Here is a 26427-nt window from a genome sequence, read left to right as displayed (position 1 = left end):
TGATTCTCTAACGCTAATTTGTTTCCTTAAGGAAACTTTTATCTTATTCTAATCGTATGTCCTTCTTTTGTAAAGAGAAATGCTGAATATTCCCATTAAACGATCGTTTTTATGATATGCACCGAAGAGGGGACATGAGCATGGATTATTGAAAATTCACGTGACATCCTTGAATGCGAAAAATCTCAAACATTTGCTTATAAATGATTGACAGTTTATAAGAACTCCTCATATAATAAGGGTAATTCAATATATGAATATGTGCTCATATATAATATCTACAGCAGCTGATAGGTTTGATTGAATCAGGGAAGGCTACTTATATAGAAAAAAGGTGAGAACATGAAAAAGATGAAGGATGAATACGTATTAAGCGGTCTCGATTGTGGAAACTGTGCACGTAAAATTGAAACAGGTGTCAGCAAACTAGAAGGAGTGGAAGCCTGCTCAATTAATTTTGCGACGGGTACATTAACTGTGACACATGCTGATGCACAAGAAGCGATGTCAAAGCGTATTGAAAAAACCGTTCAGTCCATTGAACCTCATGTGAGTGTATCACCAAAAGAAGAAGGGCATCACCACGATCACGATCATGGAACAAAGAATTTAAAAACGATTGTGCTGAAACTAATCGGCGGTGCAGTCATTGGAACGGCGGCTTATTTTATACCTGATAATGGCTTACTGAAGTTCATCATGTTTTTCGCAGCGTATTTACTAGTTGGCGGAGATGTTGTCTTGAAAGCGCTGAAAAATATTGTGCGCGGCCAAGTATTTGATGAAAACTTCTTAATGACCATCGCCACAGTGGGTGCTTTTGTGATTCAGCAGTATCCTGAGGCACTGGCAGTCATGCTGTTTTACCAAATTGGAGAGCTATTCCAAGGGGCGGCAGTGAACCGCTCTAGAAAATCAATTAGTGAATTAATGAATATCCGCCCAGAATACGCAAACCTCAAAGTGGGGCAAGAAACAAAAAAGGTAAAGCCGGAAGAAGTCAAAACTGGTGACCGTATTGTCGTCAAACCAGGTGAAAAAATTCCTTTGGATGGACGCGTGATAGACGGTTATTCTCTTGTGGATACCTCTGCACTAACTGGGGAGTCTGTTCCAAGAGATGTGGAAGCAGGAAAAGAAGTGCTTGCTGGTTTCGTGAACCAAAACGGCATTCTTGAAATTGAAGTGCAAAAAGAGCTCAGTGAGTCAGCGGTTACGAAGATTTTGGATTTGGTTGAGAATGCAAGCAGCCGTAAAGCGCAGACAGAAAACTTTATCACAAAGTTCGCTAAATATTATACACCTGCTGTGGTCGTGCTAGCTTTATTGCTTGCCTTTGTACCACCGCTTCTCATCCCATCAGCTCAATTGTCTGATTGGGTGTACCGAGCACTTGTCTTTCTTGTCATTTCGTGTCCGTGTGCTCTCGTTGTATCCATTCCATTAGGTTTCTTTGGCGGGATTGGTGCCGCATCAAAACGAGGCATTTTAGTGAAAGGCAGTAACTACTTAGAAGCCTTGAACTCTGTCCGCTATGCGGTGTTTGATAAAACAGGTACTTTGACAAAAGGAAACTTTACAGTCACTCATATCAAAGCAGCTCATGAGAAATGGTCTGAAAAAGAATTGCTTTCTTTTGCGGCACTGGCAGAAGCGCATTCTTCGCATCCGATTGCAGAATCGATTAAAGCGGCCTACGGAGCGTCTCTTGATGAGAGTCAAATCGAATCTTACGAGGATATTGCGGGTCATGGGATCAAAGCGACAATTCGCGGAGCCCATGTATTGGCAGGTAACCATCGCCTGATGGAACGAGAGGGCATTTCTTTTGAAAAAGAAAAACGAAGTGGAACGGTTGTGTATTTAGCAATAGACGGTGAGTTTGCGGGATCTATCTTGATTGCAGATGAAGTAAAAGACGATGCAGTTGAAGCGATATCTTCTCTAAAAGCTGCGGGCATTCAAACCGTAATGCTTACAGGGGATGCTTCGCAAGTAGGAAATGCAGTCGCACAGCAGATCGGCATTGACGAAGTTCACACTGAATTATTGCCACAGGATAAAGTCGCCAAAATCGAAGACATGTATGAGAAAAAAGCATCTCAAGACAAATTATTGTTTGTTGGTGACGGCATAAACGATACGCCGGTTTTGGCAAGAGCGGATATAGGTATTGCTATGGGTGGACTTGGTTCAGATGCAGCAGTTGAAGCGGCTGATATTGTGATTATGACAGATCAGCCATCGAAGGTAGCGGAAGCCATTGCTGTCGCTAAAAGAACGAGAGCCATCGTATGGCAGAATATTGCGTTTGCTCTTGGGGTGAAGGCCGTCTTTCTCATACTTGGTGCATTCGGTATTGCAACAATGTGGGAAGCCGTCTTCTCGGATGTTGGTGTCACTGTACTGGCTGTTTTAAATGCGATGAGGGTCATGAAATAAAATTGTAAGGAAAAATTCATGAATAGCGTCTTTCATAATAGACCCCCTCTTGTTAAAATAGAAGAAGTTGGATAATGGCATTTTTCTGCGCTATTATCCTTTTTCTTTTATGAAGGAATGAATGAAAAAGATAAGGTAGGTGCTTTTGTGAGTAAAAAAAATAATCAATCTTCATCCATCAAGTTTGCAGTTATATTAACCATCATTGCAGCTCTTCTCATCGGTATTTTCGTTGTGATCGGTAACAACAACAGCCAAGAAGCACAAACAGTCGACAGTAAGCCGTCTATTAAAGGACAGCCTGTCATGGGAGATCAAAAGGCAAAAGTGCAAGTTGTCGAGTTTGGGGATTACAAATGTCCATCATGTAAATCATTTGACACTGACATTTTCCCAAAATTGAAAGCAGACTACATAGATAATGGCGATGTATCCTTCTCATTTATTAACTTCCCTCTGCCTGTTCATGGGGACGGTGCGGTATTAGCAGCACTGGCTTCTGAAGAAGTGTGGAAAGAAGATCCGAAAAACTTCTGGGCATTTCATGAAGCTGTCTACAACGCACAGCCAGATAGTGAAGCAGAATGGGTAACGCCAGCAAAGCTCACTGAATTGGCGAAAAAGACAACGAAAATTGATACGGACAAGCTGAAAGATAACCTATCAAAGAAAACATATCAGCCGCAGCTGAACACAGATGATCAGCTGGTGAATCAATACAAAGTAAACGCAACACCAACTATTTTTATTAACAATAAACAAGTCCAAAACTTTTATGACTATGATGAAATCAAAGAATTAATTGATCAAGAGCTGAAAGGGAAAAAATCATGAAGAATAAACTGATTTACTTATACAGCGCTTGGATCGTCTCGATTGTGGCGACGATGAGCAGTCTGTATTTAAGTGAAGTAAAGAAGTTTATCCCATGCGATATGTGCTGGTTTCAGCGCATTTTCATGTATCCGCTTGTGCTTTTACTTGGAATTGCTACATTCCGTGGCGATGTCAAAGTGAAGTACTACGTTCTCCCTTTGGCCGGGATTGGTGCGTGCTTTTCCATCTATCATTATATGGAACAAAAGATTCCAGGCTTTGCATCGATTCGTCCTTGTCTAAGTGGTATTCCTTGTTCCGTTGATTATCTGAACTGGTTTGGTTTTATCACCATTCCACTTTTGGCTCTCATTGCATTTATTCTGATCATCATTAGTATGCTGCTCTTAAATGCAAAAGAAGATTGAGGAGATAGCCTGCTTTTAAGCAGGCTATTTTTTATTTTTGCAAAAAGATAAAATTTAAAGAAAATTTGTATTGCTTTTCATTTGTGTCAGATATACATTAAGGGGAGAGTGTTAGATGATCAGACAATGGTAAGGAGATAAGCGGAAAATGGCATGGGAAGTCTTAAGTATTATTGGCATTGTGGCATTCGCCATTAGTGGTGCGATTGTCGCAATGGAAGAAGAGTACGATATTCTTGGTGTGTACATTTTAGGGATTGTCACAGCATTTGGCGGGGGAGCGATTCGGAATCTATTAATTGGTCTTCCGGTGTCTGCTTTATGGTCACAGGGCAAAATGTTTACCATTGCCCTTATATCCATTACGATCGTGTTTCTATTTCCAAAGCTTTTGCTCAAGCACTGGAGCACGTGGGGGAATTTCTCGGATGCGATCGGTTTAGCAGCATTTGCGATTCAAGGTGCATTATTTGCTGTACAAAGAGAGCTCCCGCTCAGTGCGGTCATTGTGGCAGCTATTTTGACTGGAAGCGGCGGTGGCATTGTGCGTGATTTATTAGCAGGACGAAAGCCGCTTGTGCTAAAAGCAGAGATTTACGCAGTATGGGCAGCCCTTGGCGGCTTACTTGTCGGACTTGGGTTAGCGCAAGGAGAGCTTGCTTTATATCTGCTGTTTGTCATCCTCGTCATATGCAGGGTTTGTTCCTACTTATTCAAATGGCGGCTTCCCGCTAGGTCTTATTTTTTAAATAAAGGGTAAAACGAAAAGAGGGCGATGTCGCTCTTTTTTTTTATGTTTTATTCGAGCTTGATGTCAGCAGGTCATGCTGTTTTCGTGTAAAATAAAAGTAGGTTCTTTATTCATCAATGAAACAATACACGAGATGAAAATATTGTCATTTGACTGAATATGTAGATTCAGTCTTTTTTTGCCTAGATGGATTGTTATGTGTTGGTTTCGCTTTTTGCGGGATACTAAAAAAACGCTCATGATCGAACGGATGGATCAGAAAGAAATGAACACATCTTTGCATGTAAGCAAAACATGACGGAAAAAATGAAATGGGAGGGACATGTACTAGTGGAGATTTTTTTGGCAGTGCTCGTACTACTAGCACTCATTGCATCATCTAATATTATCAATCGTTTTCTGCCCTTTATTCCAGTTCCATTAATCCAAGTGGGTTTAGGGATATTGGTCGCAGCTTTTCCCTCAGGTTTACATATTTCTTTAAATCCTGAGCTATTCTTCGTTTTATTCATTGCACCGTTGTTATTTAATGATGGGAAGCGTACCCCAAGGGACGAGCTGTGGAAATTAAGAGCGCCCATTCTCCTATTAGCTTTGGGGTTAGTATTTGCGACAGTCATTGTCGCAGGGTATACCATCCATTGGATGATTCCAAGCATACCACTTCCAGCTGCATTTGCGCTTGCAGCAATTTTATCACCGACAGATGTGGTTGCAGTAAGTGCACTTTCCAGCCGTGTGAATATGCCAAAGGGAATCATGAGACTGCTGGAAGGCGAAGGGCTGATGAACGATGCGTCAGGACTTGTTGCCTTTAAATTTGCTATTGCAGCAACGGTTACAGGGGCATTTTCCATTGCAGAGGCATCTTTTAGCTTTGTCCTTATTGCTGCTGGCGGCTTATTGACCGGATTTATTCTGTCATTTTTTATCATTCGTTTCCGTTATTTTCTCCGCCGTTTAGGCATGGACGATGTCACAATGCACATCATCCTGCAAATCCTCACGCCGTTTGTGATTTATTTAGCAGCAGAAGAAATTGGCGTATCCGGCATTTTAGCTGTTGTTGCCGGTGGTGTGACACATGCCATCGAGCAAGACCGAATGGAAGCAAATTTAGCAAAACTGCAAATTGCTTCTTCAAACACGTGGAATATTATTTTATTTATCTTAAATGGCCTTGTTTTCGTTTTACTTGGGTTACAAATTCCTGATGTATCGACCGTCATTTTCCAAGATGAAGCCTTTAATAATATGCAGGTCATCAGTTACATTTTAATCATTACATGCTGTCTGATGATTCTCAGATTCCTATGGGTATGGCTGTTCTGGGCAGGGAACTGGAGTGTATCGAAAAAGAAGAACGCGAAAAAACCGAAATTGCGTGCTTCCATGCTGATGACATTCTCTGGTGTTCGTGGTGCTGTTACATTAGCGGGTGCTTTCTCCATCCCGTTTACGCTTGCAGACGGATCGCCATTTCCTGAGCGTCATTTAATTATTTTCCTCGCAGCAGGCGTCATTTTATGTACACTCATTTTAGCGAGTGTGCTGCTGCCTATTTTATCGGAGAAAAAAGATAAGCAAGTGGCTGTGGACTTAGATACAAAGATTCAGCACGCGAAACGGAAGCTGCTGAGAAGTGCCATTAAAACGTTAAAAGAAGGAATGAATGAAGACAATCGAGAAGTATCCCTTGCACTCATCAATGATTACCGAATGAAGCTGCGAAATATTCAGCGGGAACCGTACCAGTTTGGTATGAGAAAACAAGAGAGAAAAATCAGATTGCACGGCATTAAAGCAGAACAGATGAAACTCCAACAGCTCATTGAGGAAGAGAAAATCGACAAAGAAGATTCGTATGAGCTGCAAGAGAGATTTCATGAGCTGGAAATGCTCTATTCCAACTCCTTTAAAATTCGTTTTTCAAAAGTGAAGTTTCTGCGCTTACTACAATGGCTTCAATTGTGGCGTCCGAATCAGCGTATTTCGAGCGGCATATTAGAAAACGAGGAATCGTATAAACAAATCCGTAAGAAAACGGCTGAAGCTGCTGTGGATTCTATTAAGCATCATATGACTGAAGATAATCAACAAACGTGTCATCAAGTCATTGGGTTTTACAATCAAGTCATTTTCCGCTGTGAACATGGCCCTTCTTTCTTTCAGCAAAAGGATCGTACGTTTGATCGGAAGAAGAAAGAGCTTAACTTCCAAGCCGTACAGACGATTCGCAATGAAATCCAAACCTTATATGAAAATGGCGAAATCAATCGTGATATTGCCCATCATTTAAGGGAGTATATCAATGACATGGAAGCAGTCTTACTGACCAATACATGATGTTGTCATTTTCTCCCCTATGTTTTATGATGGGAAAAAGAGACGAGCAGGGGGAGATGCAGGATGACATATTACGGAGCGATTGAAGCTGGGGGGACAAAGTTCTGCTGTGCCATTGGCAATGAGCATGGGGATATTATAGAGGAATTAACCATTCCAACAGAGCACCCAGAAAAAACCATCCAATCACTTATTCCATTTTTTCAGCAACATGAAATTGCAGCATTAGGGGTTGGTTCCTTTGGGCCGATTTGTGTCCAGAAAGATGATCCTTCCTACGGTTACATCATGAATACGCCGAAAGTTGAATGGAAGCATTACCCGTTTATACCTGAGCTGGAGAAACAATTAGGCGTACCGGTGTCCTTTACGACAGATGTCAATGCCGCAGCATTAGGTGAACTGACAAAAGGTGCCGCCAAAGGGCTAAGCAGCTGTCTGTATATCACGGTCGGTACGGGGATCGGTGCAGGGGCTGTTGTGAAAAATGAGCTTCTTCACGGTCACTCACATCCAGAAATGGGACACATCCTTGTCAGGCAGCATGAATCAGATCAGTTTGCGGGTGTCTGCCCAGCGCATGGTACTTGCTTAGAAGGACTGGCAGCAGGACCAGCTATTGAGGCAAGGTGGGGAAAGCCGGCTAAAGAGCTTACCGAAGAAGAAGCCGTTTGGTCTCTTGAAGCAGATTATTTAGCACAGGCATTAATGCAATACACGCTGATATTAAGCCCGGAGCGTATCATAATGGGTGGAGGCGTTATGAAGCAGAAGCAGTTATTTCCGCTCATTCGAGAGAAGCTGTCTGCGTATGTCAATGATTATGTCGAGATGCCGACGCTTGATACATACATTGTCTCACCTGGACTTGAGGACAAGGCAGGTATGACAGGTGCTTTGCTGTTAGCGATTGAAACGAAGAGAAACGCCTGATAATAGAGTTTTCAAACGCAACATGAGATAATGAAAAAGATGGAATCTATGAAAAGGTGGTTGTTAACATGGTCAAAAGCTTGAATGATACCGTAACACTAAATAACGGAGTAGAAATGCCATGGTTTGGTTTAGGTGTATTCAAAGTGGAGGACGGCAACCAAGTGGTTGATGCCGTTAAAGCAGCCATACGAAACGGTTATCGCAGCATTGATACGGCTGCCGTTTATAAAAATGAGACAGGCGTAGGTAAAGCCATTAAAGAATCTGGCGTCAAAAGAGAAGAATTGTTCATTACGTCAAAAGTATGGAACACAGATCAAGGATATGACAAAGCACTCGCTGCATTCGACGCAAGCTTAAACCGGCTCGGTCTTGATTACTTAGACCTCTATTTGATTCATTGGCCTGGACCAAATGCAGATACGTTTAAAGAGACATGGCGTGCGCTTGAGAAGCTTTATAAAGATGGAAAAGTAAGAGCGATTGGTGTTAGCAACTTCTACGTGCAGCATTTAGAAGAGCTGTTAAAAGATGCGGAGGTTGTTCCAGCGGTGAACCAAGTGGAGTTTCATCCAAAACTGACACTTGTAGAATTACGACAATATGCGAAAGAAAAAGGCATTCAAATTGAAGCATGGTCTCCGCTGATGCAAGGAAAGCTATTGGATCATGACGTATTAAAGGAAATTGCAGCTCAATACAACAAATCTGTGGCTCAAGTGATCTTGCGCTGGGATCTACAGAGCGGTGTTGTCACCATTCCAAAATCAATCAATGAAGAACGCATTAAACAAAATGCCGACATTTTTGACTTCGAGCTTTCACAAGAAGACATGGAAAAAATCAATGCACTTAATAATAACGAACGCGTCGGCTCTAATCCAGAAACGATGACGGTTGGGTTTGAATAAATAAAAAATCCCCTCAGTGTGAGACAAACCCTCGCATTCTTTGTCAGTCCTGTGTGCTGGTGTTCACGAATGTCAAATTCGCTCCGCGCCAGTACTCGTCCTGCCTAGACTGCAAAGGTTTTCTATCACGCTGAAAAGAAGACCAAGGGCTAAAATCAAGTTCATTTTAGCCCTTGGTCAACAAGTTGAATCCCCCTTTCTCAAAAAGAGAAAGGGGATTTTTTAATTCCTGCTTCGACGCACAGCCAACAGCATGAGAAAAGACAGGATCACAATACAAATGGTCCAAGCCCACGCAAGTTCCATTCGTCCAGAATCAATCGCCACATAGATGGCGGTTGGGAGGGTTTGTGTTTTCCCAGGAATGTTGCCTGCGAACATTAAAGTTGCTCCAAATTCTCCTAGGGCTCTTGCAAAGCTTAGGACTGCACCAGAGAGAAGAGATGGCAGTGCGAGTGGGACGGTAATATAGGCAAAAACCTGAAAAGAATGCGCACCATCAACTTTTGCAGCACCTTCAATGTCTGACTCAATCGTAGAAAAACCAGCTTTCGCTGATTGATACATGAGCGGGAATGCGACAACTGTCGATGCAATGACCGCTGCCCAATAAGTGAAGATGACAGGCTGATGGAAAATCCATTCAATGGCTTGTCCAATCACACTGTGCTTCCCGAACACGACGAGCAGCAGAAATCCTACGACCGTTGGCGGAAGGACAAGCGGCATCATGAGGAGCGTTTCCACGATCATTTTTCCTTTGAAAGATGTACGCGCCATCCAAAAACCAATGGACGTTCCTAAAACGACAGCCAATAACCCGCTGAAAGCAGCCACTTGTACGGACAGCCAGATAGGTGAAAGAAAATCTTCGGTCAGCATCGGCATTATTTCACTTGAAAGCCGTACTTTTTAAAAATCGATGCGGCTGGATCTGATTGGAGATATTGAAAAAATGCTTTCGCTTCCTTCATATGTTCGGTCTGTTTGACAATGCCAACTGGATAAATGATGGGGGAATGCATGTCCTGATTTGCCTCATCTACTATCTTTACTTTGCGAGAAACGAGCGCGTCCGTCTTATACACGACACCAGCTTCCACATTACCTGTTTCGACATAGTTTAATACTTGACGAACATCCTTGCCATAGACAGCGTTTTGTTTCACTTGATCCCATATATTTAGTTTTGTGAAAATCTCTTTAGCATATGTACCAGCAGGAACAGATTCAGGTGTGCCAAGCGCTATCTTTCCTTTTATGTGATCAACATCGCGAAAGGTTTTGATAGAAGAGGAACCTTCTTTTGGCACGATGAGGACAAGCTCATTTTGTATGACATCCTTTGCATGATCCTGATCAATGTCGCCAGATTGAACAAGGTCATCAAAAGGCTCTTCAGCTGCTGAGAAGAAGAGATCCGCTTTTGCTCCTTGAGCGATTTGCTGTTTCAATGCGCCGGATGACCCGAAATTATTCGTGAGTGTCACGTTTGGATGATCATCTTCATAGGTAGATTCAATCTCTTTCAAAGCATCCTGCAGGCTTGCCGCCGCTGAAATCACAAGTTCTGTTTTTTTGCTTTGATCTGATGACGTCGACTCCGTTTGACACCCAGTCAGGAGCAAACAGATGGTGACGTAGGTTAAGAATAAATATTTCATGATCACACCTCTTTATCATTCAACATCATGTGTATCCTTTATTATAATCAAACTTATTTGACCATTCATAGGCTTTCAGGAAAAGAGAAAAGAAAAAGCCGCCAGAGGGCAGCTTTTAATGCTGATAAAAACGCAGTAAGTTCCCGTTGATTACTTTATCTGATAGAGACAGCTCTTTATTGGCTTTTTCTATATAAGGCTGGCATACTTCATCTTCTTCAACAGGTTGTTTTGTTTTTTGATCATAGCACGTGTTCTTTGTATAAAGATAATCATCTGTAATAAAGTTTCCATTTCTCAGCACAGCGAACGGTGTACGCTCATTGGAGAAAAGATCATTCCCAAATTGAATAGAATCTTTTGATTCAATGCCGAGTAAATGAAGAAGTGTCGGTTTGACATCCATTTGACCGGCTGTTTCAGAAATGGTTTGAGGGGCCTCGTCTGTCAAGCCTGGAATGTAAATTAAAAAAGGGACCCGCTGCAATTTAACTGCATCAAACGGCGTGATTTCATCCTGCTTCAGCAGCTCTGCCATTGCCTCATGATGTGCTTCTGAAATGCCATAATGGTCCCCCATTAGGACAAACATTGTATTTTCATATAGTCCTTCTTCTTTCATTCGTTCAAAGAACCTTTTGATGGCTTCATCTTGGTAGCGGACGGTGGTCACATAGCGGTTTAAAATGGTGCTAGTCGAATCGTATTCATCAATGAACTGATCCTTTGGATCAATTTCAAATGGGAAGTGATTGGTTAAGGTAATAAACGTGCTGTAATAAGGCGCCTTCAGCTTTTTTAAATAATCAATGGATTGGTCAAAAAAGTCGATATCCTTTAAGCCCCAGCCAGTCGAATTCTGTTCATTGACATCAAATGAATCGACATCATAAAAGCGGTCAATCCCTAGAGATTCATACATCACATCACGATTCCAAAACGTTTTATTATTCGCATGAAATTGGACGGATTGATAATTCTCTTTTTTCAATTGCTTGTACAGTGTGTCATATTCGTTGTCACTCGCTGTGAAAAAGACAGCGCCACTGCTAGATGGATAGAGGGAGTTTGCGACGATAAACTCTGAGTCCGACGTCTTGCCTTGCTCTGTCTGCTGATAAAATTCATCAAAATAGAAGCTTTTTTTGGCAAGTTGATTTAAAAATGGTGTGATGTATTGTCCATTCACCTTTTGATTCATGACAAATTGCTGCGTTGATTCAAGTGAAATGAACACGACATTTTTACCTTTAGCAAGTCCAAAGTAGTCTTCATTCGGTGCACTGTAATCAGCCTTTGTGTAGTTTGCCACTGTTGAAAGTGTATCTTCGTCAGCAAAGGCTTTTTGTCCAATACGTGCTGTTTGAGCGGCACCGTCATACAAATGGAATTGAAACAGCCCAAGGTTGCGTACAATGACTTCTCGATCATACGAGCTTGTCAAAAATCGAGGGTGATCCATCATGGCTGAGCTGACATGGAACAATAGAAAACTGCAGCAAACCACATAGTATGTTTTGATCGTCTTAAAAGACGCTTTTGGTGATAACGGTTTCCGTTTTAAGAGCCATGCCAGCACCACAAAATCAATCAGCATGAGTATAAATAGCGGATGAAACAATTCAGTCATACTGCTGCCCATATCTCCCATATTCTTTGCTTGAAATAGGACAGGGATGGTAATGAAATCAATATAAAAACCGTAAAAGATCGTATTTGATATCAAAATGACTGTCAAAATAAAATTGGTGGTCAATAAAAAGACCTTTTGTTTCGTTTCATTTAAGAAAAGAGCAATCCCAAACAAAGGGAGCAAAAAGCTAAGTGGATTGATCAAAAGCAGCCATTCGTGAAACAGATTGGCCGTTCGTATATGAAATCCGAATTGATAAATGATATATGTTTTCATCCACATAAAGAGGATGGAGTACACTAAAAACCAGTGATTTTTGAAAAACGCTTTCATTTATGTATCTCCTCACCATTCTGTATTCAGCTGCAAGGCAAAAACACTTATCTTAAAACTACTAAAAAAATGAGGAATGATCAATTCATATCATGCTTTTTTGCAAAACTCTTTGTTCTTTTTCTAAAACGGCAATGGGATGGATAATCCGCAAATGACAGCCATGTAATAGCAGGTGACAATGGTCAGAGCAACTAGTACAACTTGTTCTCCTGTGCTGCCGGTTTTGACATAAAAGGGAAGACGCACTTTAATGGTAGCTGGAAATAAAAATTTAATGCCGTTCACCGTTCCTGCATCAAGGATGAGGTGGCTTGCCATCCCAACTAGTAACCCGGTACTGAGACTGTCATTTGGAATGTATGTTGTCGCAATAAAATAAATGATCAGCAGAAATAATAAACTGTGTGTAAAGGTGCGGTGCCCGAACACACTACTGATCAGTGTGGAAAGCAGCGGGAATTTCCTGCCGATTTTGCTTTTCGTATGACATAGATCTGGGATGAGGGCACCTACTGATCCAGCAGCAGCCATCGTCACTGGTTCAAATCCGTAATAATAGGCAACGGCTGTGGAGGCGGCAATGCCGCCCATAATATGTGTTTTTCCTGTCATGATGCGTACTCCTGTTCTGTTTTTCGTTCAAGTACTCACTATATCAAGGGTGAATCCATTCATCAAGGCTTATTTCTAAAGAAAAATGGGATAGAATAGTTGGTTGTTTTGAAAAACATTCTATAATAAGAAGGAAGTTATGTTGACACTAACGATAAGGATGCGATTCGGATGAGTAATGCAGACATTTTAAAAGAAATTGTTCTTGTACATTATGAAGTCAGCCGTAAATTAAACCGCAAGTTACTTGAGTTAGAAAAAGACATCACGCCTCCACAGATATATGCTCTTTCTATATTGATACAAGGAAAAGTATCACATGCTGAAGAGCTCAAACAAAGACTCTCTCTCAATCCAGGTGCCGCTTCCATTGCCCTCAATAAATTATGTGAGCAAGGCTACATTCAGAGAGAAAGGGACAAGGACGATCATTCTCTTGTCCGGCTAGAAGCCACGGCAAAAGGGCTGGCTATTTACGAAAAGCATACACGTCTTTTTGGAAAGGTGATTCAGCATATGATGTCAGACTTCACAGAGGAAGACTTAAAGACCTTTCTAACGTATTTGCAAAAAATGAGACAGACCTTTCACGATGAATGAACCGTTCCTCTTTGTATAATGCTGAGCGCTGTAGCACAAATTAAACAGGCAAAGGCATTTTATGAAAAGGGGGGAAATAGCGATGTCATTTTTCCAAAAGGATAAAAAGGCGAAAAGCGAGAAAGACCATCAGCAGGTAGATCAGCTGTTAGAAGAAGCAAGTAAAGAACTAGCAGGCGATCCGCTTCAGGAAGCTGTCCAAAAGAAGAAAAACAACCATCAATAAGCTGACAAAAAGGCGGAGAATCATTTCTCTGCCTTTTTTCTATGTTTTTCCCTTTGACAGATATGAGAATGTTTGATAACCTTCGTGTAGTAAAAATGAATAGAAATCCTCACGCTATGTCTCAGTGAGGTAGAGGTTGCGCGGATGATGAGTCACTCATAGGAGAGATGGAATCGTTGATCATGAGAAAAAAGGCATCAGCGCCGAAGTGTAGAGAGAGCTCCAACTTTCTTTATGCTGGGTCTGCATTGAACAAATGCAGGACTGCCACGTCTTTGAAGCGTGGAGGGCTATCCGGAGATCAAGGTGTATGTTTTGAAAAGCATGGACTTTTGTTCAGGCTTTTTTTTATGTTCTGATTGCCTAAGAAAAGGGTATGCTGGAAAGAAAGTGACCCAACATGAACATAAAGAATGCAAGTCATTGCTTCACAAATATATCAATGAAGATACTGCCGGGTCTGGTCCAAAGTGAATATAACGGAGGTACGAAAATGGAACAGACAAAAAAATGGGGTTTTTGGTTATTGACGGCTTTTGTCGTCGGAAATATGGTAGGTTCAGGCATCTTTATGCTGCCTAGTACACTTGCCCAGCATGCAAGTCCTTTAGGTGTGACGATGGCATGGCTTGTCACAGGTGGCGGCGTACTGATGATTGCCTTTGTGTTCGGACATTTGTCCATTCATAAACCGCAACTGACAGCTGGACCACAAAGCTATGCAAGAGCGCTTTTTAAAGATCCGAAAAAAGGAAAAGCAGCCGGTTTTACAATGGTTTGGGGATATTGGGTGGCAAGCTGGATTAGTAATGTCGCCATTATCACAAGCCTAGCCGGTTATTTAACAACCTTTTTCCCAATTTTAACCGTGAAAACGGAGATCTTTACTTTTGGAAAAGAAGCGATCACACTTGGTCAGCTCACAACGTTTATCGTATGTACAATCCTACTATGGGGGACTCATACGATTTTAATTACAAGCTTAAGCGCAGCAAGTAAGCTGAACTTTATTACGACCTTTTCAAAGGTGCTTGGATTCGTCCTTTTTATTGTCGCAGGCTTATTTGCCTTCCAAACAGCATTATTTGAACATTATTACTTCCCTGTTGAAGCAGCAGGTGGTGAAGGAGTGCTTGGACTTGGAGGCCAAATTCACCATGCGGCCATTTCTACGTTATGGGCATTTATCGGCATCGAATCTGCTGTCATTTTATCAGGAAGAGCCTCCTCGCAGCGTGATGTCAAACGTGCGACGATTACAGGACTTTTAATTGCACTGTCTATTTATATGATTATTACTTTGATTACAATGGGCGTTCTGCCACATGATCAATTGCAAGGTTCTGATAAACCATTCGTAGACGTGCTTCAGCTAATTATCGGGCCGGCTGGCGGCATTGTCATGGCACTTCTTGCGATCATTTGTTTATTTGGTTCGATGCTTGGCTGGATTTTGCTTGGTTCTGAAGTCCCTTATCAAGCAGCAAAAGCTGGCGATTTCCCAGCAGTGTTTGCGAAAACAAACAAAAAGGGAAGCCCTGTCTTTGCTTTGACTGTCACAAATATCATGTCACAGCTGTTTATTTTCTCAGTCATGTCTCGTACGATTAATGAAGCCTTTACTTTCTTAACAACATCAGCGACACTTGCGTATCTCATTCCGTATATCGTGTCGTCGATCTACAGCTTTAAGGTCATCATGCAAGGTGACACATATGAGCTCCAAAAAGGAAACCGGACAAGAGACGGGATCATTGCGCTTGTGGCCATGGGGTATTCCGCTTGGGTCATTATTTCAGGCACAGCTGATTTAAAAACATTTGGTCTTGGTATTGGACTGTTCTTAGTTGGCATTTTACTCTATCCATTCATGTCCAAAGGTTTTCTATCACGCTAAAAAGAAGACAAATGGCTAAAAACAAGTTCATTTTAGCCATTTGTCAACAATCTGAAACGTTTCTCCAGCATTGGAGAAACGTTTTTTTATGATGCAGATGTTAATCGATCCACAATAAATTCGAGCTGACCTTCTAGTGACACAGGGTCATTAAAGAAGTAACCGACTGTATCTGTTTCAAATACGCGTTTGTTTTGGACAGCAGGAAGTGATGCCCAAATGCTGCTTTCATACACTTGATCGCCATTACTTTTTGAACCGCTCCATGGGCTTGTGAAAATATAATCGCCTGCAAATTCTGGAAGCTTTTCAAGAGAAATGTTTGCATAACCGACACCACTGTCGATGGCTTCTTTTTGGACGGCCTTCGGAGCTTTTAATTTCAGCTCGTCATAAATGATTTCACCACCGCGTGCAAAAGTGTTACCGAAAATGTAAATGCCCTTATCGAATGGTGATACGATCGAAACGGTTTTGTTTCCTACAGCTTTTGTTACTTTTGGTTTCACTTCAGCAATTTTGGCATCCCATTTTGTGATCCAATCCGCTGCTTTTTTTGATGTGCCGGTCATTTTACCGAATTCTTTTAGCTGGTCTTTAAACGAATATTGATTATATTGAATGGCAACTGTAGGTGCAATTTTTTTGTATTGATCAAATTTCTCATCTTCTCCCCAAGCAATGATCATATCCGGCTTCAAAGAAGCTACTTTCTCAACAGAGGGGGATTTTCCGAGATTTTTCACTCCATCTGTTTTTCCTTTATAGAAAGGGTTTTTAAAGATGGGCGCAGTGGCAGCAATTGGGGTTTTGCCAAGTGTGACGAGATCCCCGTAATAACTTTCCGCCAAAAGCACAATTCGTTTCGGGTTTTGAGGGAGTTTCACTTCACCCTTTACATCTTGATAGGTGATCGTGTCATTTTTTTTGGCTCCCGATTCTTTATTGGAAGTGCTGCCGCAAGCAGCAGTAAAAATCATAAGGGTAATGAGGGAAATCAAAAGAAGTCCAGTTCGTTTTTTCACAAAAGTTCGCTCCTATTCAATCGTTTATGATAATGATTATCATTTGCAATCATATCTTATCATGATGGAAGAAAAAATGCATTGTCTATTTTAGAACCGAAATGAAAATGGTGAAATTCTCCCGGTTTTTTGATGAAAATAAAGAAATTTATTAGAACAAGGATTTCAAAACGTGAAGAAAGTGATATACTAGACTCCGAGATTGATAATCATTATCACTAATAACGAATAGATATGAACGGAAAGGAAGAGACTGGTTTTGGGCTCACAATCGAATAAACAGCTGTCAGCTAAAGATGATGCGATAGATATTGTGACAAAGCCTTTTGGTACAGCAGCTGTTGTCATCATAGGAATCATTGCTTTAGCATTTGGTCTTTTTTTATCAGTATCGCTAGGAGCGGCAAACATTCATTTACACACGGTATGGGAAGCCGTCTTTCATTTTGATTCACAACAAACCTCACATCAAATCATTAGGGAACTGAGGCTGCCGCGTACAGTTGGTGCCGCACTTGTTGGTGCCTTTTTAGCAGTATCGGGTGCCATCATGCAAGGCATGACAAGAAATGCACTTGCGTCTCCTGAAATCATGGGTGTGACAAATGGCTCTGCATTTGCGATTGCCATTGCATTTGCTTTTTTCCCAGGCCAATCTTCTTTTACATTAATTCTTTGGTCATTCTTGGGTGCAGCACTTGGCGCCTCTATTGTATTTGGGGTTGGAACCCTTTCAAAAGGGGGGCTTACTCCAGTGAAGCTCGCATTAGCCGGTACGGCTGTTGGCGCACTTTTAAGCTCAATCTCCTCAGCGATTGCCATTCGATTTGACGTCGCGCAAGATATGAGTTTTTGGTACGCAGGCGGTGTGGCTGGGGTAAATTGGAGCAATATTAAGATCATCATCCCAGTTGCGGCTGTAGGACTGATCATCGCTATGGTTCTTGCCCGCTCCATCACGGTTTTAAGCTTGGGCGATGAATTAGCAAAAGGGCTTGGACAATACACACGAACGGTCAAGGTACTTGGCATATTGGTCGTGATCCTTTTAACAGGTGCAGCCGTGTCAGTTGCAGGTTCTATTGGTTTTATCGGGCTTGTGATTCCTCATGTTACGCGTTTCTTGGTCGGCGTTGACTATCGCTGGATTATCCCTTGCTCAGCTATTTTAGGGGCTATTTTGCTCATTTATGCAGACATTGCGGCAAGGCTTGTCAATGCGCCGTTTGAAACGCCAGTTGGTGCCATTACAGCCATTATAGGCGTTCCTTTCTTCTTATATTTGGCGAGACGTGAAAGGAGCGGAATTTAAATGGAAATGGTGCAGCAGGCAAAGAAAAAGAAATACAAACGAACGATGCTCATGATCTTTTTAGCGATCGTGGCTGTGTTCATGATCAGTTTAAATACCGGAGAGATTCGGATTTCTCCGATGGATACATTCAAAACATTTTTTGGACTCGGAAGTGAAATGGATGAGCTTGTATTATTCGAGTTCAGACTTCCAAGGATGGTCATCGCTTTACTTGTTGGCGCTTCTATCGCTGTATCAGGTGCCATTTGGCAAGGTGTTTCTCAAAATGGTTTAGCTGATCCCGGCATTCTAGGTGTAAATGCGGGTGCAGGCTTTGCGGTGGTTTTGTTTATCTTTGCCTTTCAGGGCTCGATGTCGAACTTAGGTGATTTTTCGATATTTGTACTGCCGCTTTTCGCTTTCGTAGGTGCCGCCTTTGCTGCATTTCTCATTTATGTGCTAGCGTGGAAAAAGGGCATTACACCTGTTCGATTGATTTTAACTGGTATTGGGATCAATGCTGCATTTTCGGCAGCGATTGTGGTTATTCAATTAAAGATGAGCCCAAATGATTTTAACCAAGCCATTGTATGGCTGTCAGGAAGTATTTGGGGCTCAAGCTGGACATATGTCTTATCAGTCGTGCCATGGATGCTGATTTTCCTTGTATTAGCGATGGTGAGGGCACGCTACTTAAATATCATGAATTTGGGTGACCAAATATCTTATGGCTTAGGGATTTCAGTTCATAAAGAAAGAAGTTTTCTCATGCTGATTGCAGTTGCATTAGCAGGTGCAAGTGTCGCTGTTGCAGGGAGTATATCGTTCCTAGGGTTAGCGGCACCACACCTCGCAAGAAAGCTAGTTGGACCGAAACATCAAGGAATGATACCGGCGTCCGCTATGATTGGTGCACTGCTGTTATTACTTGCAGATACACTTGGGCGTGTCATACTTGCTCCATCAGAGGTGCCCGTTGGACTTGTCGTTTCTGCTTTAGGCGCACCTTACTTCATTTACTTATTGATGAAAACGAACTAATGAGGAAGGAGAGTACAACAGATGAAATCACTTGAAACAGAAAAACTTTGTATTGGCTATCATGACCGTTTGATTGTAGACGATTTAAATATCAGCATCCCAAAAGGCAAGGTGACCACATTAATTGGGCCGAATGGGTGCGGGAAGTCAACGATTTTAAAAACAATGTCTCGTATTATGAAGTCCCATCAAGGTGCTGTTTATTTAAATGGCCAGGCTATCCATCAAACACCAACAAAAGAAATTTCAAAACAAATGGCCATCTTACCGCAGACGCCTGAAGCACCAAGTGGTCTGACCGTTTATGAGCTTGTGTCATATGGACGTTTCCCGCATCAAAATGGATTTGGCCGTTTATCAAATGAGGACAAACGAATCATCAGATGGGCACTTGAGGAGACGGGAATGATTGCATTTCATGACCGGCCAATTGAAGCACTCTCCGGTGGACAGCGTCAGCGGGTATGGATTGCGATGGCACTCGCTCAGGAAACAGAGCTGCTTTTATTAGACGAACCAACGACGTATTTAGATCTTGCTCATCAGCTGGAGATACTTCAGCTGTTAGAACGCTTAAACAGAGAGCAGGGCAGAACGGTGCTGATGGTGATTCATGACCTCAATCATGCTGCACGCTTTTCACATTACATGATTGCCCTCAATCAAGGGAAAGTCATTAAAGAGGGTACGCCTCATGAGGTCATGACAAAAGAGGTACTCAGTCAGGTGTTCCACATCGATGCAGAAATTGTTCTTGATCCGAGAACGAATAAGCCAATCTGTTTAACATATGACTTAATGAATCATGAAAGAAAGCTTGAAGCTGTGAACGGATAATAGATGGACAAAAACTCGGTATATTAGACTGACATAGGAGAATGAGACACGAATAAAACACCCTTATTAGGCTGACATGCTACCAAATGTTTTTGGTGCGTGGTAGCCTAATTTTTCTTGGATACGCTCTTCATTATAATACTTGATGTAACGATCGATTCGTTGCCTGACATCTTTTTCTGATATAGAGTTGAACTTTGTAAACATAAATTCCTCTGATTTTAAGCTAGAATGGAATGATTCAATCACTGCGTTATCCCAACAGTTGCCTCGTCTAGACATACTGCTTGTGAGGTTCCTTACCCCTAGCTCCTTTTGATATGCATACGAACTGTATACACTTCCTTGATCTGAATGCACAAGTACACCTTTAGGTGAATTCCTTTTCTCTAAAGCTGCCCTCAATGTGTCCAATATGAGTGATGTCTGTTGGTGATCATCTAGGGTATAGGCAACAACTTCGTTGTTGTATAAATCCATCATGGTCGAAAGATAGAGCGTTCTCGGTCCATACTGAATATAAGTAATATCGGTTACCCATTTTAAATTCGGGTGTATTGCGGTGAAGTTCCGATTTAATATATTTGGGGCAATGATGACAGATTCCCCTTGTGATTTCCATTTCCTTTTACGCTTCACACGACATTGAAGATGGTGTTTTTGCATGATGCGCTGTACAGTATTTCGGTTTCGTTTGATATCATATTGGCGCTGAAGCAGCTTTCGGATCTTACGGTGGCCGTACCGGAACGACGTTTCGGTACATAAGGAAATAACAGCCTTCTCCACTTGTGATTTTTCACGTATTCCTTCGGATACCCAGCGATAATAGGTCGATCTGGCGATCTGCAAAATACTTAAGACAGACGTTACTGTATAGTTCTTCCGTAATCTCTCGATCAAATACAAGGCTACTCCTTTTTCAACTCCTCTACGATCTCCAAATACTTTTTTAGAATTTCATTCTCCATCTTAAGGTGTTCAATCTGCCTATTTACTTTTTCCTCTTTGGATACATTGTCAGGTCCATGTCCGAAGCTATATTGTTTTCCAATTGGCTGATCGAATCGATGTAACTGATTTTCTCGATACCACTTCATCCATGTTTTAATCTGAGATACATTCTTTATATGATATTTATCCATAATTTGTTGATTGGTAAACTGCCCGCTTAATTTATCTTTCACAACCGCCCATTTTGTTTCAGCTGAATATCTGTTTTTTTTCATAAAAATACCCTCCAAATTATCACTTAGTTTAAGTGTATCACTTGAAGGGTGTTTTTTTATGTCCCATTTGACTAGGTCAGTCTAATATATGACCGGGTTTTTTTGCATCTTCTGGTATTACCTTGTTATGCCATTTTCTCCAGTCGATCTTTTTTCGCTTTTATGCAGAAAAGAGGTACTTTTTTACTTTAGACAATGGTAATATACGGTTAGAGATCATAGCTAGAAAGGAAAGAGATGCGTGGAAACAGCAAAAATATTGATTGCAGATGACGAAGAAGCAATTGTAAAAATGGTTGAACGCGTATTAAAAAAAGAAGGGTTCCAACATATTTATAAAGCCTATCATGCAGATGAAGCATTAGATATTGTCAAAAACGAGGACATCCACCTCTTACTTCTAGATGTGATGATGCCCGGTAAGTCTGGCTTTGATGTTCTGCCTGACATCAGGAAAATGACGAAGGCACCGATTTTCTATTTAACAGCAAGAACGTCTGATGTAGACAAATTGACTGGATTTGCACAAGGTGCAGACGATTACATCACAAAGCCATTTAATCCGTTAGAGCTAGTAGCTAGAATTAAGGCGCACTTAAACCGAACATATATCTCCTTACAGGAGGAGCAGGAAGAAGCTCACAGTCAATATGAATATGCTCATTTCTCGTACCATCCTCATGCAGCCGAGTTGAAAGTAAGGGGAGAGGTGACGGCTTGCTCAGCTCAGCTTTTGTCCTTGCTGAAGTATTTTTGTGATCATCCGAATGTGGTACTTTCAAAAGATCAAATCTATGAGAAAGTATGGGGTGTTCCGTCATATGGTGACAACAACACCGTCATGGTTCATATCCGAAAGCTGAGAGAAAAAATAGAGTTAGATCCAAGTCAGCCTGAATACATTGTGACGATCCGTGGTATGGGCTATAAGTTCATTCCGCAACCAGTGAAGGTTTTTCAATAGTTTATGAATTTACGAGCAAAACTTTTCTTTCACTTTGTCGGACAAATGTTTATTGTCATCGTCATTCTGACGATCGGGCAAACATTCTCTGAAAATCTTTATTTTCAAAAACGCTATGAAAATATGACTGAAACTGGTTTAACGAAGGCTGATGGAGATATACTCATGAGCTGGCTTTATTTTAACGAGGATGGAAAAATGGAAGCCGATGATCAGCTCAAACAAGCAGTGAAAAAACGTGATGGCTGGCTGCAAGTGATTGATTCTAAAAAACACAACGTCTATAGCTATCAACTCCCTAAAAACATTCCAACATCCTATCAAAAGGATGAAATGATCAAAATCTTTGAAAAAAGACAATTTAAAGATTACAAGATGTACTTCTGGCCAATTGAGATTGATCAAGAAAGCTTTATCGTCTTATATGGATTTAAAACGAACAGCACAAAGGTAGCCAATTATCTCAAGCAGCATGAGAAAAATCTGGCTGCATTGTCTCTATATTCGGTTGAAACAAAAGAATTTTTGAAAAGAATGAATGGATCGGTGCATCTGTTTAATGAAGAAGGAAAATACTTAAAAGGTATCCGGGCCAAAAGTAATTTGAAAGATAACGTAACGGATGTTGAACTGCTCAAGTATCAATCGAAGCCTTGGGAGTTTAGAAGCGACCTGTCTTATATCAAAGTGAATAAGGATCTGTATATGATTGTTTCGGTGCCAAACAAAGTATACAGCCCAGACGAGCTTTATGATAAAGAGACAGAGGCTTTAAACCAATATACAACGCTTTTGATTGCAGGTCTTGCGCTTACGATTATTATCGTTATGACATTATGGTACTCGTATCGCTATGGGCTACCGATCTATCACATTATCCGCTGGCTGATTTTCTTATCAAGAAATAAATTGCAGGAGCCAACAAATAGAAAAGGTATTCCAGTAAGTAAAAATAAAAAGGGCCGTATTAAGCGGGAGTACCGGCTGTTTGAGGATATCCTCAAAACAATGGATCAGCTCACCAATACGTTAAAAGAGAATGAAGCAAACCGAAGAAAAATTCAAACCACAAGGGAAGAATGGATCGCAGGGCTGTCTCATGATCTAAAAACGCCTCTTAGCACGATTTACGGCTATGGATTAATGCTAGAATCAGATCAATACCAATGGTCCAAGGAAGAAGTCATGGAAATGGGACAAGTCATTCGTGAGAAATCAGAATACATGTCGACCTTGATTGAGGATTTAAACCTCACGTATCGATTGAAAAATGGTGCATTGCCTATTAATCGAAAACCTGTCGAGCTTGGTGAATTTTTAGCCTCCATTATGGACGAGTTTTCAAGAAGCACGCTTTCTGAAGATTATATGTCATCCTTTGAAGACCAAACAGAGGGTGTCATGTTTGAGATCGATAAAGCCTGGTTTAGACGAGTCATTGAGAACCTGCTGGCAAACGCAGTGAAGCATAACCAGAAAGGTACTCTTATTCAAGCTGTTCTATCTGAAACAAATGATGAAGTTCGGATCGAAATGCAAGATAACGGACGCGGAATGGCGCAAGAAACGGTGGATCATTTATTTAATCGTTACTATAGAGGGACAAATACGAATGATCCAACAAATGGAACAGGACTAGGACTGGCGATTGCAAAAGAGCTTGTCTTACTGCACGATGGCGATATTCAAGTAGAAAGTGAATTAGGTCAAGGAACAACTATTGCGATTATCCTAAAGAAAACACCATCTGTAAAATAGCCAAAAAACGATTTTCTTTTCTAAAGGAGATCGTTTTTTCTTGTTTTAGGATTGAAATCGATTTTGTAAACGATTACAATAAAATTGTTAACGTGAACAAAATCATTTTCATCATTATAAGAGATGGGGGAGTTTGATGAAAGCCTTTTTAGATGAGCAGTTTTTATTAAACAATCAAACGGCGGAAAAACTATACCATGAGTTTGCAAAGAACCTTCCGATTATTGATTACCATTGTCATTTAAGTCCAAAAGAAATCTATGAAAATAAAACGTTCCAAAATATAACCGAAGCATGGCTTTACGGAGATCATTACAAATGGCGCGCTATGAGAGCAAATGGGATACCTGAAACACATATCACAGGAGATGCCTCAGATTATGAGAAATTTTTAGCATGGGCGAAAACCGTTCCGATGACGATTGGAAATCCCCTCTATCACTGGACCCATCTAGAGCTAAGACGATATTTTGATGTAGAAGAACTTTTGAATGAAGATAGCGCAGATATCATCTGGAAAAAAGTAAATGACAAGCTGCAAGGAGACGGATTTGGTGCGAGAGATTTCATTGTGAAATCAAATGTTGAAACGGTTGTGACGACAGACGATCCGGTTGATTCGCTGATTTATCACCAACAACTGCGGGAAGAAGGATTTTCTGTGCAAGTGCTGCCAGGGTTTCGGCCAGATAAGGCATTAGATATCACGAATGACTTGTTTATCGAATATGTTGATCAGTTGGCGGAGGTTTCATCTATCCCGATCGAATCCTATCAAGACTTCATAAAAGCACTTCATATGCGTATCGATTTCTTTCATGAACAGGGCTGTTTGATCTCAGATCATGCCATCAATGAAATGACGTACGAAGACACGACGGAAGAAGAAGCTGCGATCATTTTTCATAAAAGAATGTCTGGACATCCATTGACGGAAAAGGAGAAGGTTCAATTTAAAACGCACACATTCATTGAACTAGGTCAGGCATATGGTCAGCGGGGATGGGCGATGCAGCTTCATATCAATGCGCTCAGAAACAATAACTCGAAAATGTTTGAGCGGCTTGGACCAGATACCGGATATGATGCAATGAATGATGAAGACATTGCAAAACCTCTTTGCCGCATATTAGATCGGTTAGAACAAGCACATGCATTGCCAAAAACCATCCTCTATTCCTTGAATCCAAGGGACAATGTGGTGATTTCAACGATAGCTGGAAGTTTTCAAGATGGAAAGACTCCTGGGAAAATGCAGCATGGAACTGCCTGGTGGTTTAATGATACAAAGCAGGGAATGACAGAGCAGATGATGGCACTCTCCAGTATCGGACTGATCAGCCGATTTATTGGGATGCTGACAGATTCTCGGAGCTTCCTGTCGTACACAAGACATGAATATTTCCGCAGACTGTTATGTGACATGATTGGAGATTGGGTGGAAAAAGGAGAAGCGCCTAATGATCTCAAATTGCTAGGGGGCATGGTGAAAGGAATCAGCTATGAAAATGCCAAGCAGTATTTTCAATTTGAACGGGCAAATGAGCTTCCGCATAAAAGCAAGATGATATGAACAAAAAGCAAGAATATGAAAGCGTTTTTATGATAAGATGATAAAAAATCATAAAAGGCGGAATAGCATGACAGTCACAATCAAAGATATAGCAAAATTGGCAAACGTTTCTCATACTACAGTTTCAAGGGCTTTGAATAACAGTCCTTTTATTAAAGAGAAAACAAAACAAAACATCTTGTCGATTGCAAAACAGCTGAATTACTCACCGAATGTCCATGCCAGAGGCCTTGTCTCCCAAAAATCATTTACAATTGGTCTGTTTTTTACGAGTTTAACAGAAGGCACATCCTCAAGTTTCTTTGTTGATGCATTAAAAGGTGTCAACAGTGTGATAACAGAAAACTATCATTTGGTTGTAAGAGGAATTGACGATTTTCACGATTACACAACCATTCATAAACAGCGGTATGATGGTATATTGCTCATGAGCCAAAGCGAGCATGATGAAGCGTTTATCCATCATGTGAAAAAACAGGGCATTCCCATTATTGTACTGAATCGCCGTGTAGAAAGTAATCAAGTGATGAATATATTAGCGGATGATGGTGAAGGGGCATACCAAGCTGCACACTATTTCATTCAGCAGGGGCATAAACAAATTGCCATTATTGAAGGGAAAGAAGGATTTAAATCCACACAGGAAAGAAAAGCTGGTTTTCTGCAAGCACTCATTGACCATCATGTACCCATGAAGAAAGAATACATGATCACAGGCGACTATCATATGAAGAGCGGCTATGAATCAATGGGAGCCTTACTCACTCTTGATGATCCGCCAACTGCCCTTTTTTGCTCAAACGATGACATGGCGATTGGTGCGATGAATGCATTGTTTGCAAAAGGTAAAAGGTGTCCTGATGATCTCTCTATTATCGGTTTTGATGATATTTCATTTTCATCTTATACAACGCCTGCCCTTACAACAGTCAAAAAGCCGATTGAAAAAATGTGTGCGCTTGGAGCAGAAGCTATCCTTTCAGTCATCAACGGTGAAAAGCAAGAAGACGATCATCTGGAAAAAGTGTATGTCCACACAGAGCTGATGATTAGAGATTCAGTAAAAAAGGTGCAGTAATCAGCATCTTTTAAATAAAAATGTTCACGT

The 26427-nt window shown here is 41.2% G+C and carries 23 protein-coding genes and 1 riboswitch; of the genes, 17 read left to right on the top strand and 6 right to left on the bottom strand.

Features of this window, described 5'->3' with window-relative positions:
* Positions 1-342: 342 nt before the first annotated feature.
* The 7 genes from NST57_RS16650 to NST57_RS16620 all read left to right on the top strand — a co-directional run bounded on the left by NST57_RS16650 (position 343) and on the right by NST57_RS16620 (position 8630).
* Positions 343-2442: a heavy metal translocating P-type ATPase gene (locus NST57_RS16650; RefSeq protein WP_341298904.1), complete on the top strand. Its 2100-nt coding sequence runs from the start codon at positions 343-345 to the stop codon at positions 2440-2442.
* A 147-nt stretch (positions 2443-2589) separates the two neighbouring features.
* The gene (locus NST57_RS16645; RefSeq protein WP_445818798.1) at positions 2590-3276 is read left to right on the top strand and encodes a DsbA family protein; all 687 of its coding nucleotides are present in this window, start codon (positions 2590-2592) and stop codon (positions 3274-3276) included.
* Positions 3273-3686 carry a disulfide oxidoreductase gene (locus NST57_RS16640; RefSeq protein WP_007500241.1) on the top strand — a complete coding sequence of 138 codons (414 nt, stop codon included), beginning with the start codon at positions 3273-3275 and terminating at the stop codon, positions 3684-3686. Before NST57_RS16645 ends, NST57_RS16640 begins: the two co-directional genes overlap by 4 nt.
* A gap of 148 nt (positions 3687-3834) precedes the next feature.
* Entirely contained in the window at positions 3835-4446 is a 612-nt protein-coding gene (locus tag NST57_RS16635) for a TRIC cation channel family protein (RefSeq protein ID WP_142155988.1), read from the top strand.
* A gap of 321 nt (positions 4447-4767) precedes the next feature.
* Positions 4768-6783 carry a Na+/H+ antiporter gene (locus tag NST57_RS16630; protein ID WP_142155987.1) on the top strand — a complete coding sequence of 672 codons (2016 nt, stop codon included), beginning with the start codon at positions 4768-4770 and terminating at the stop codon, positions 6781-6783.
* Positions 6784-6846: 63 nt separating this feature from the next.
* On the top strand, positions 6847-7716 hold the full coding sequence (locus NST57_RS16625) for an ROK family protein (protein ID WP_341298902.1): 870 nt from the start codon (positions 6847-6849) through the stop codon (positions 7714-7716).
* A gap of 68 nt (positions 7717-7784) precedes the next feature.
* A complete protein-coding gene (locus NST57_RS16620) occupies positions 7785-8630 on the top strand; it encodes an aldo/keto reductase (protein ID WP_017359243.1) in 846 nt (281 codons plus the stop codon).
* A gap of 222 nt (positions 8631-8852) precedes the next feature.
* On the opposite strand, the gene modB is transcribed toward NST57_RS16620, so the two are convergent.
* From modB to NST57_RS16600, 4 genes are all read right to left on the bottom strand, one after another.
* A complete protein-coding gene (gene modB / locus NST57_RS16615) occupies positions 8853-9518 on the bottom strand; it encodes a molybdate ABC transporter permease subunit (RefSeq protein ID WP_058213607.1) in 666 nt (221 codons plus the stop codon).
* Positions 9518-10294, bottom strand: coding sequence for a molybdate ABC transporter substrate-binding protein (gene modA / locus NST57_RS16610; protein WP_341298901.1), 777 nt, complete (start codon positions 10292-10294; stop codon positions 9518-9520). Before modA ends, modB begins: the two co-directional genes overlap by 1 nt.
* 115 nt (positions 10295-10409) lie before the next feature.
* The gene (locus NST57_RS16605; protein ID WP_341298900.1) at positions 10410-12260 is read right to left on the bottom strand and encodes an LTA synthase family protein; all 1851 of its coding nucleotides are present in this window, start codon (positions 12258-12260) and stop codon (positions 10410-10412) included.
* Between the two features lie 123 nt (positions 12261-12383).
* Positions 12384-12875, bottom strand: coding sequence for a metal-dependent hydrolase (locus tag NST57_RS16600; protein WP_142155981.1), 492 nt, complete (start codon positions 12873-12875; stop codon positions 12384-12386).
* A 171-nt stretch (positions 12876-13046) separates the two neighbouring features.
* Between NST57_RS16600 and NST57_RS16595 the strand changes: the two genes are divergently transcribed.
* The 3 genes from NST57_RS16595 to NST57_RS16585 all read left to right on the top strand — a co-directional run bounded on the left by NST57_RS16595 (position 13047) and on the right by NST57_RS16585 (position 15598).
* Positions 13047-13475, top strand: coding sequence for a MarR family transcriptional regulator (locus tag NST57_RS16595; RefSeq protein ID WP_142155980.1), 429 nt, complete (start codon positions 13047-13049; stop codon positions 13473-13475).
* A gap of 82 nt (positions 13476-13557) precedes the next feature.
* Entirely contained in the window at positions 13558-13701 is a 144-nt protein-coding gene (gene sspJ, locus NST57_RS16590; protein WP_008347117.1) for a small acid-soluble spore protein SspJ, read from the top strand.
* A gap of 122 nt (positions 13702-13823) precedes the next feature.
* A riboswitch (Lysine riboswitch) is annotated at positions 13824-14002 on the top strand.
* A gap of 192 nt (positions 14003-14194) precedes the next feature.
* Entirely contained in the window at positions 14195-15598 is a 1404-nt protein-coding gene (locus tag NST57_RS16585; protein ID WP_142155979.1) for an amino acid permease, read from the top strand.
* An 86-nt stretch (positions 15599-15684) separates the two neighbouring features.
* Here NST57_RS16585 and NST57_RS16580 read toward each other — a convergent pair whose 3' ends face one another.
* On the bottom strand, positions 15685-16623 hold the full coding sequence (locus NST57_RS16580) for an ABC transporter substrate-binding protein (protein WP_142155978.1): 939 nt from the start codon (positions 16621-16623) through the stop codon (positions 15685-15687).
* Positions 16624-16882: 259 nt separating this feature from the next.
* Between NST57_RS16580 and NST57_RS16575 the strand changes: the two genes are divergently transcribed.
* The 3 genes from NST57_RS16575 to NST57_RS16565 are packed head-to-tail and all read left to right on the top strand — an operon-like array spanning position 16883 to position 19795.
* The gene (locus NST57_RS16575; protein WP_142155977.1) at positions 16883-17935 is read left to right on the top strand and encodes an iron chelate uptake ABC transporter family permease subunit; all 1053 of its coding nucleotides are present in this window, start codon (positions 16883-16885) and stop codon (positions 17933-17935) included.
* The gene (locus tag NST57_RS16570) at positions 17936-18958 is read left to right on the top strand and encodes a FecCD family ABC transporter permease (RefSeq protein ID WP_142155976.1); all 1023 of its coding nucleotides are present in this window, start codon (positions 17936-17938) and stop codon (positions 18956-18958) included.
* A 21-nt stretch (positions 18959-18979) separates the two neighbouring features.
* A complete protein-coding gene (locus NST57_RS16565) occupies positions 18980-19795 on the top strand; it encodes an ABC transporter ATP-binding protein (RefSeq protein WP_017359249.1) in 816 nt (271 codons plus the stop codon).
* 66 nt (positions 19796-19861) lie between these two features.
* Here the strand turns inward: NST57_RS16565 and NST57_RS16560 are convergent.
* Positions 19862-21024, bottom strand: a protein-coding gene (locus tag NST57_RS16560) for an IS3 family transposase (RefSeq protein ID WP_341298083.1) whose coding sequence is annotated in 2 segments (ribosomal slippage) — positions 19862-20748 and positions 20748-21024 — 1164 coding nt in all. Because the reading frame shifts where the segments join, the coding sequence is not laid out codon by codon here.
* Positions 21025-21265: 241 nt separating this feature from the next.
* Here NST57_RS16560 and NST57_RS16555 point away from each other — a divergent pair.
* The 4 genes from NST57_RS16555 to NST57_RS16540 all read left to right on the top strand — a co-directional run bounded on the left by NST57_RS16555 (position 21266) and on the right by NST57_RS16540 (position 26397).
* Positions 21266-21988, top strand: a complete 723-nt coding sequence (locus NST57_RS16555) for a response regulator (RefSeq protein ID WP_142155975.1) — start codon at positions 21266-21268, stop codon at positions 21986-21988.
* A 3-nt stretch (positions 21989-21991) separates the two neighbouring features.
* Positions 21992-23746, top strand: coding sequence for an ATP-binding protein (locus tag NST57_RS16550; RefSeq protein WP_142155974.1), 1755 nt, complete (start codon positions 21992-21994; stop codon positions 23744-23746).
* Between the two features lie 136 nt (positions 23747-23882).
* The gene (gene uxaC, locus NST57_RS16545; protein ID WP_142155973.1) at positions 23883-25319 is read left to right on the top strand and encodes a glucuronate isomerase; all 1437 of its coding nucleotides are present in this window, start codon (positions 23883-23885) and stop codon (positions 25317-25319) included.
* A 67-nt stretch (positions 25320-25386) separates the two neighbouring features.
* Positions 25387-26397 carry a LacI family DNA-binding transcriptional regulator gene (locus NST57_RS16540; RefSeq protein ID WP_341298899.1) on the top strand — a complete coding sequence of 337 codons (1011 nt, stop codon included), beginning with the start codon at positions 25387-25389 and terminating at the stop codon, positions 26395-26397.
* Positions 26398-26427 lie beyond the last annotated feature (30 nt).

Origin of the sequence: Bacillus sp. FSL M8-0077 (genome assembly GCF_038050255.1) — a bacterium.
Classification (GTDB): Bacteria; Bacillota; Bacilli; order Bacillales; family Bacillaceae; genus Bacillus; species Bacillus altitudinis.
Note: the sequence above shows the minus strand (reverse complement) of the source record. Positions and strands in the feature narration are given on the sequence as shown.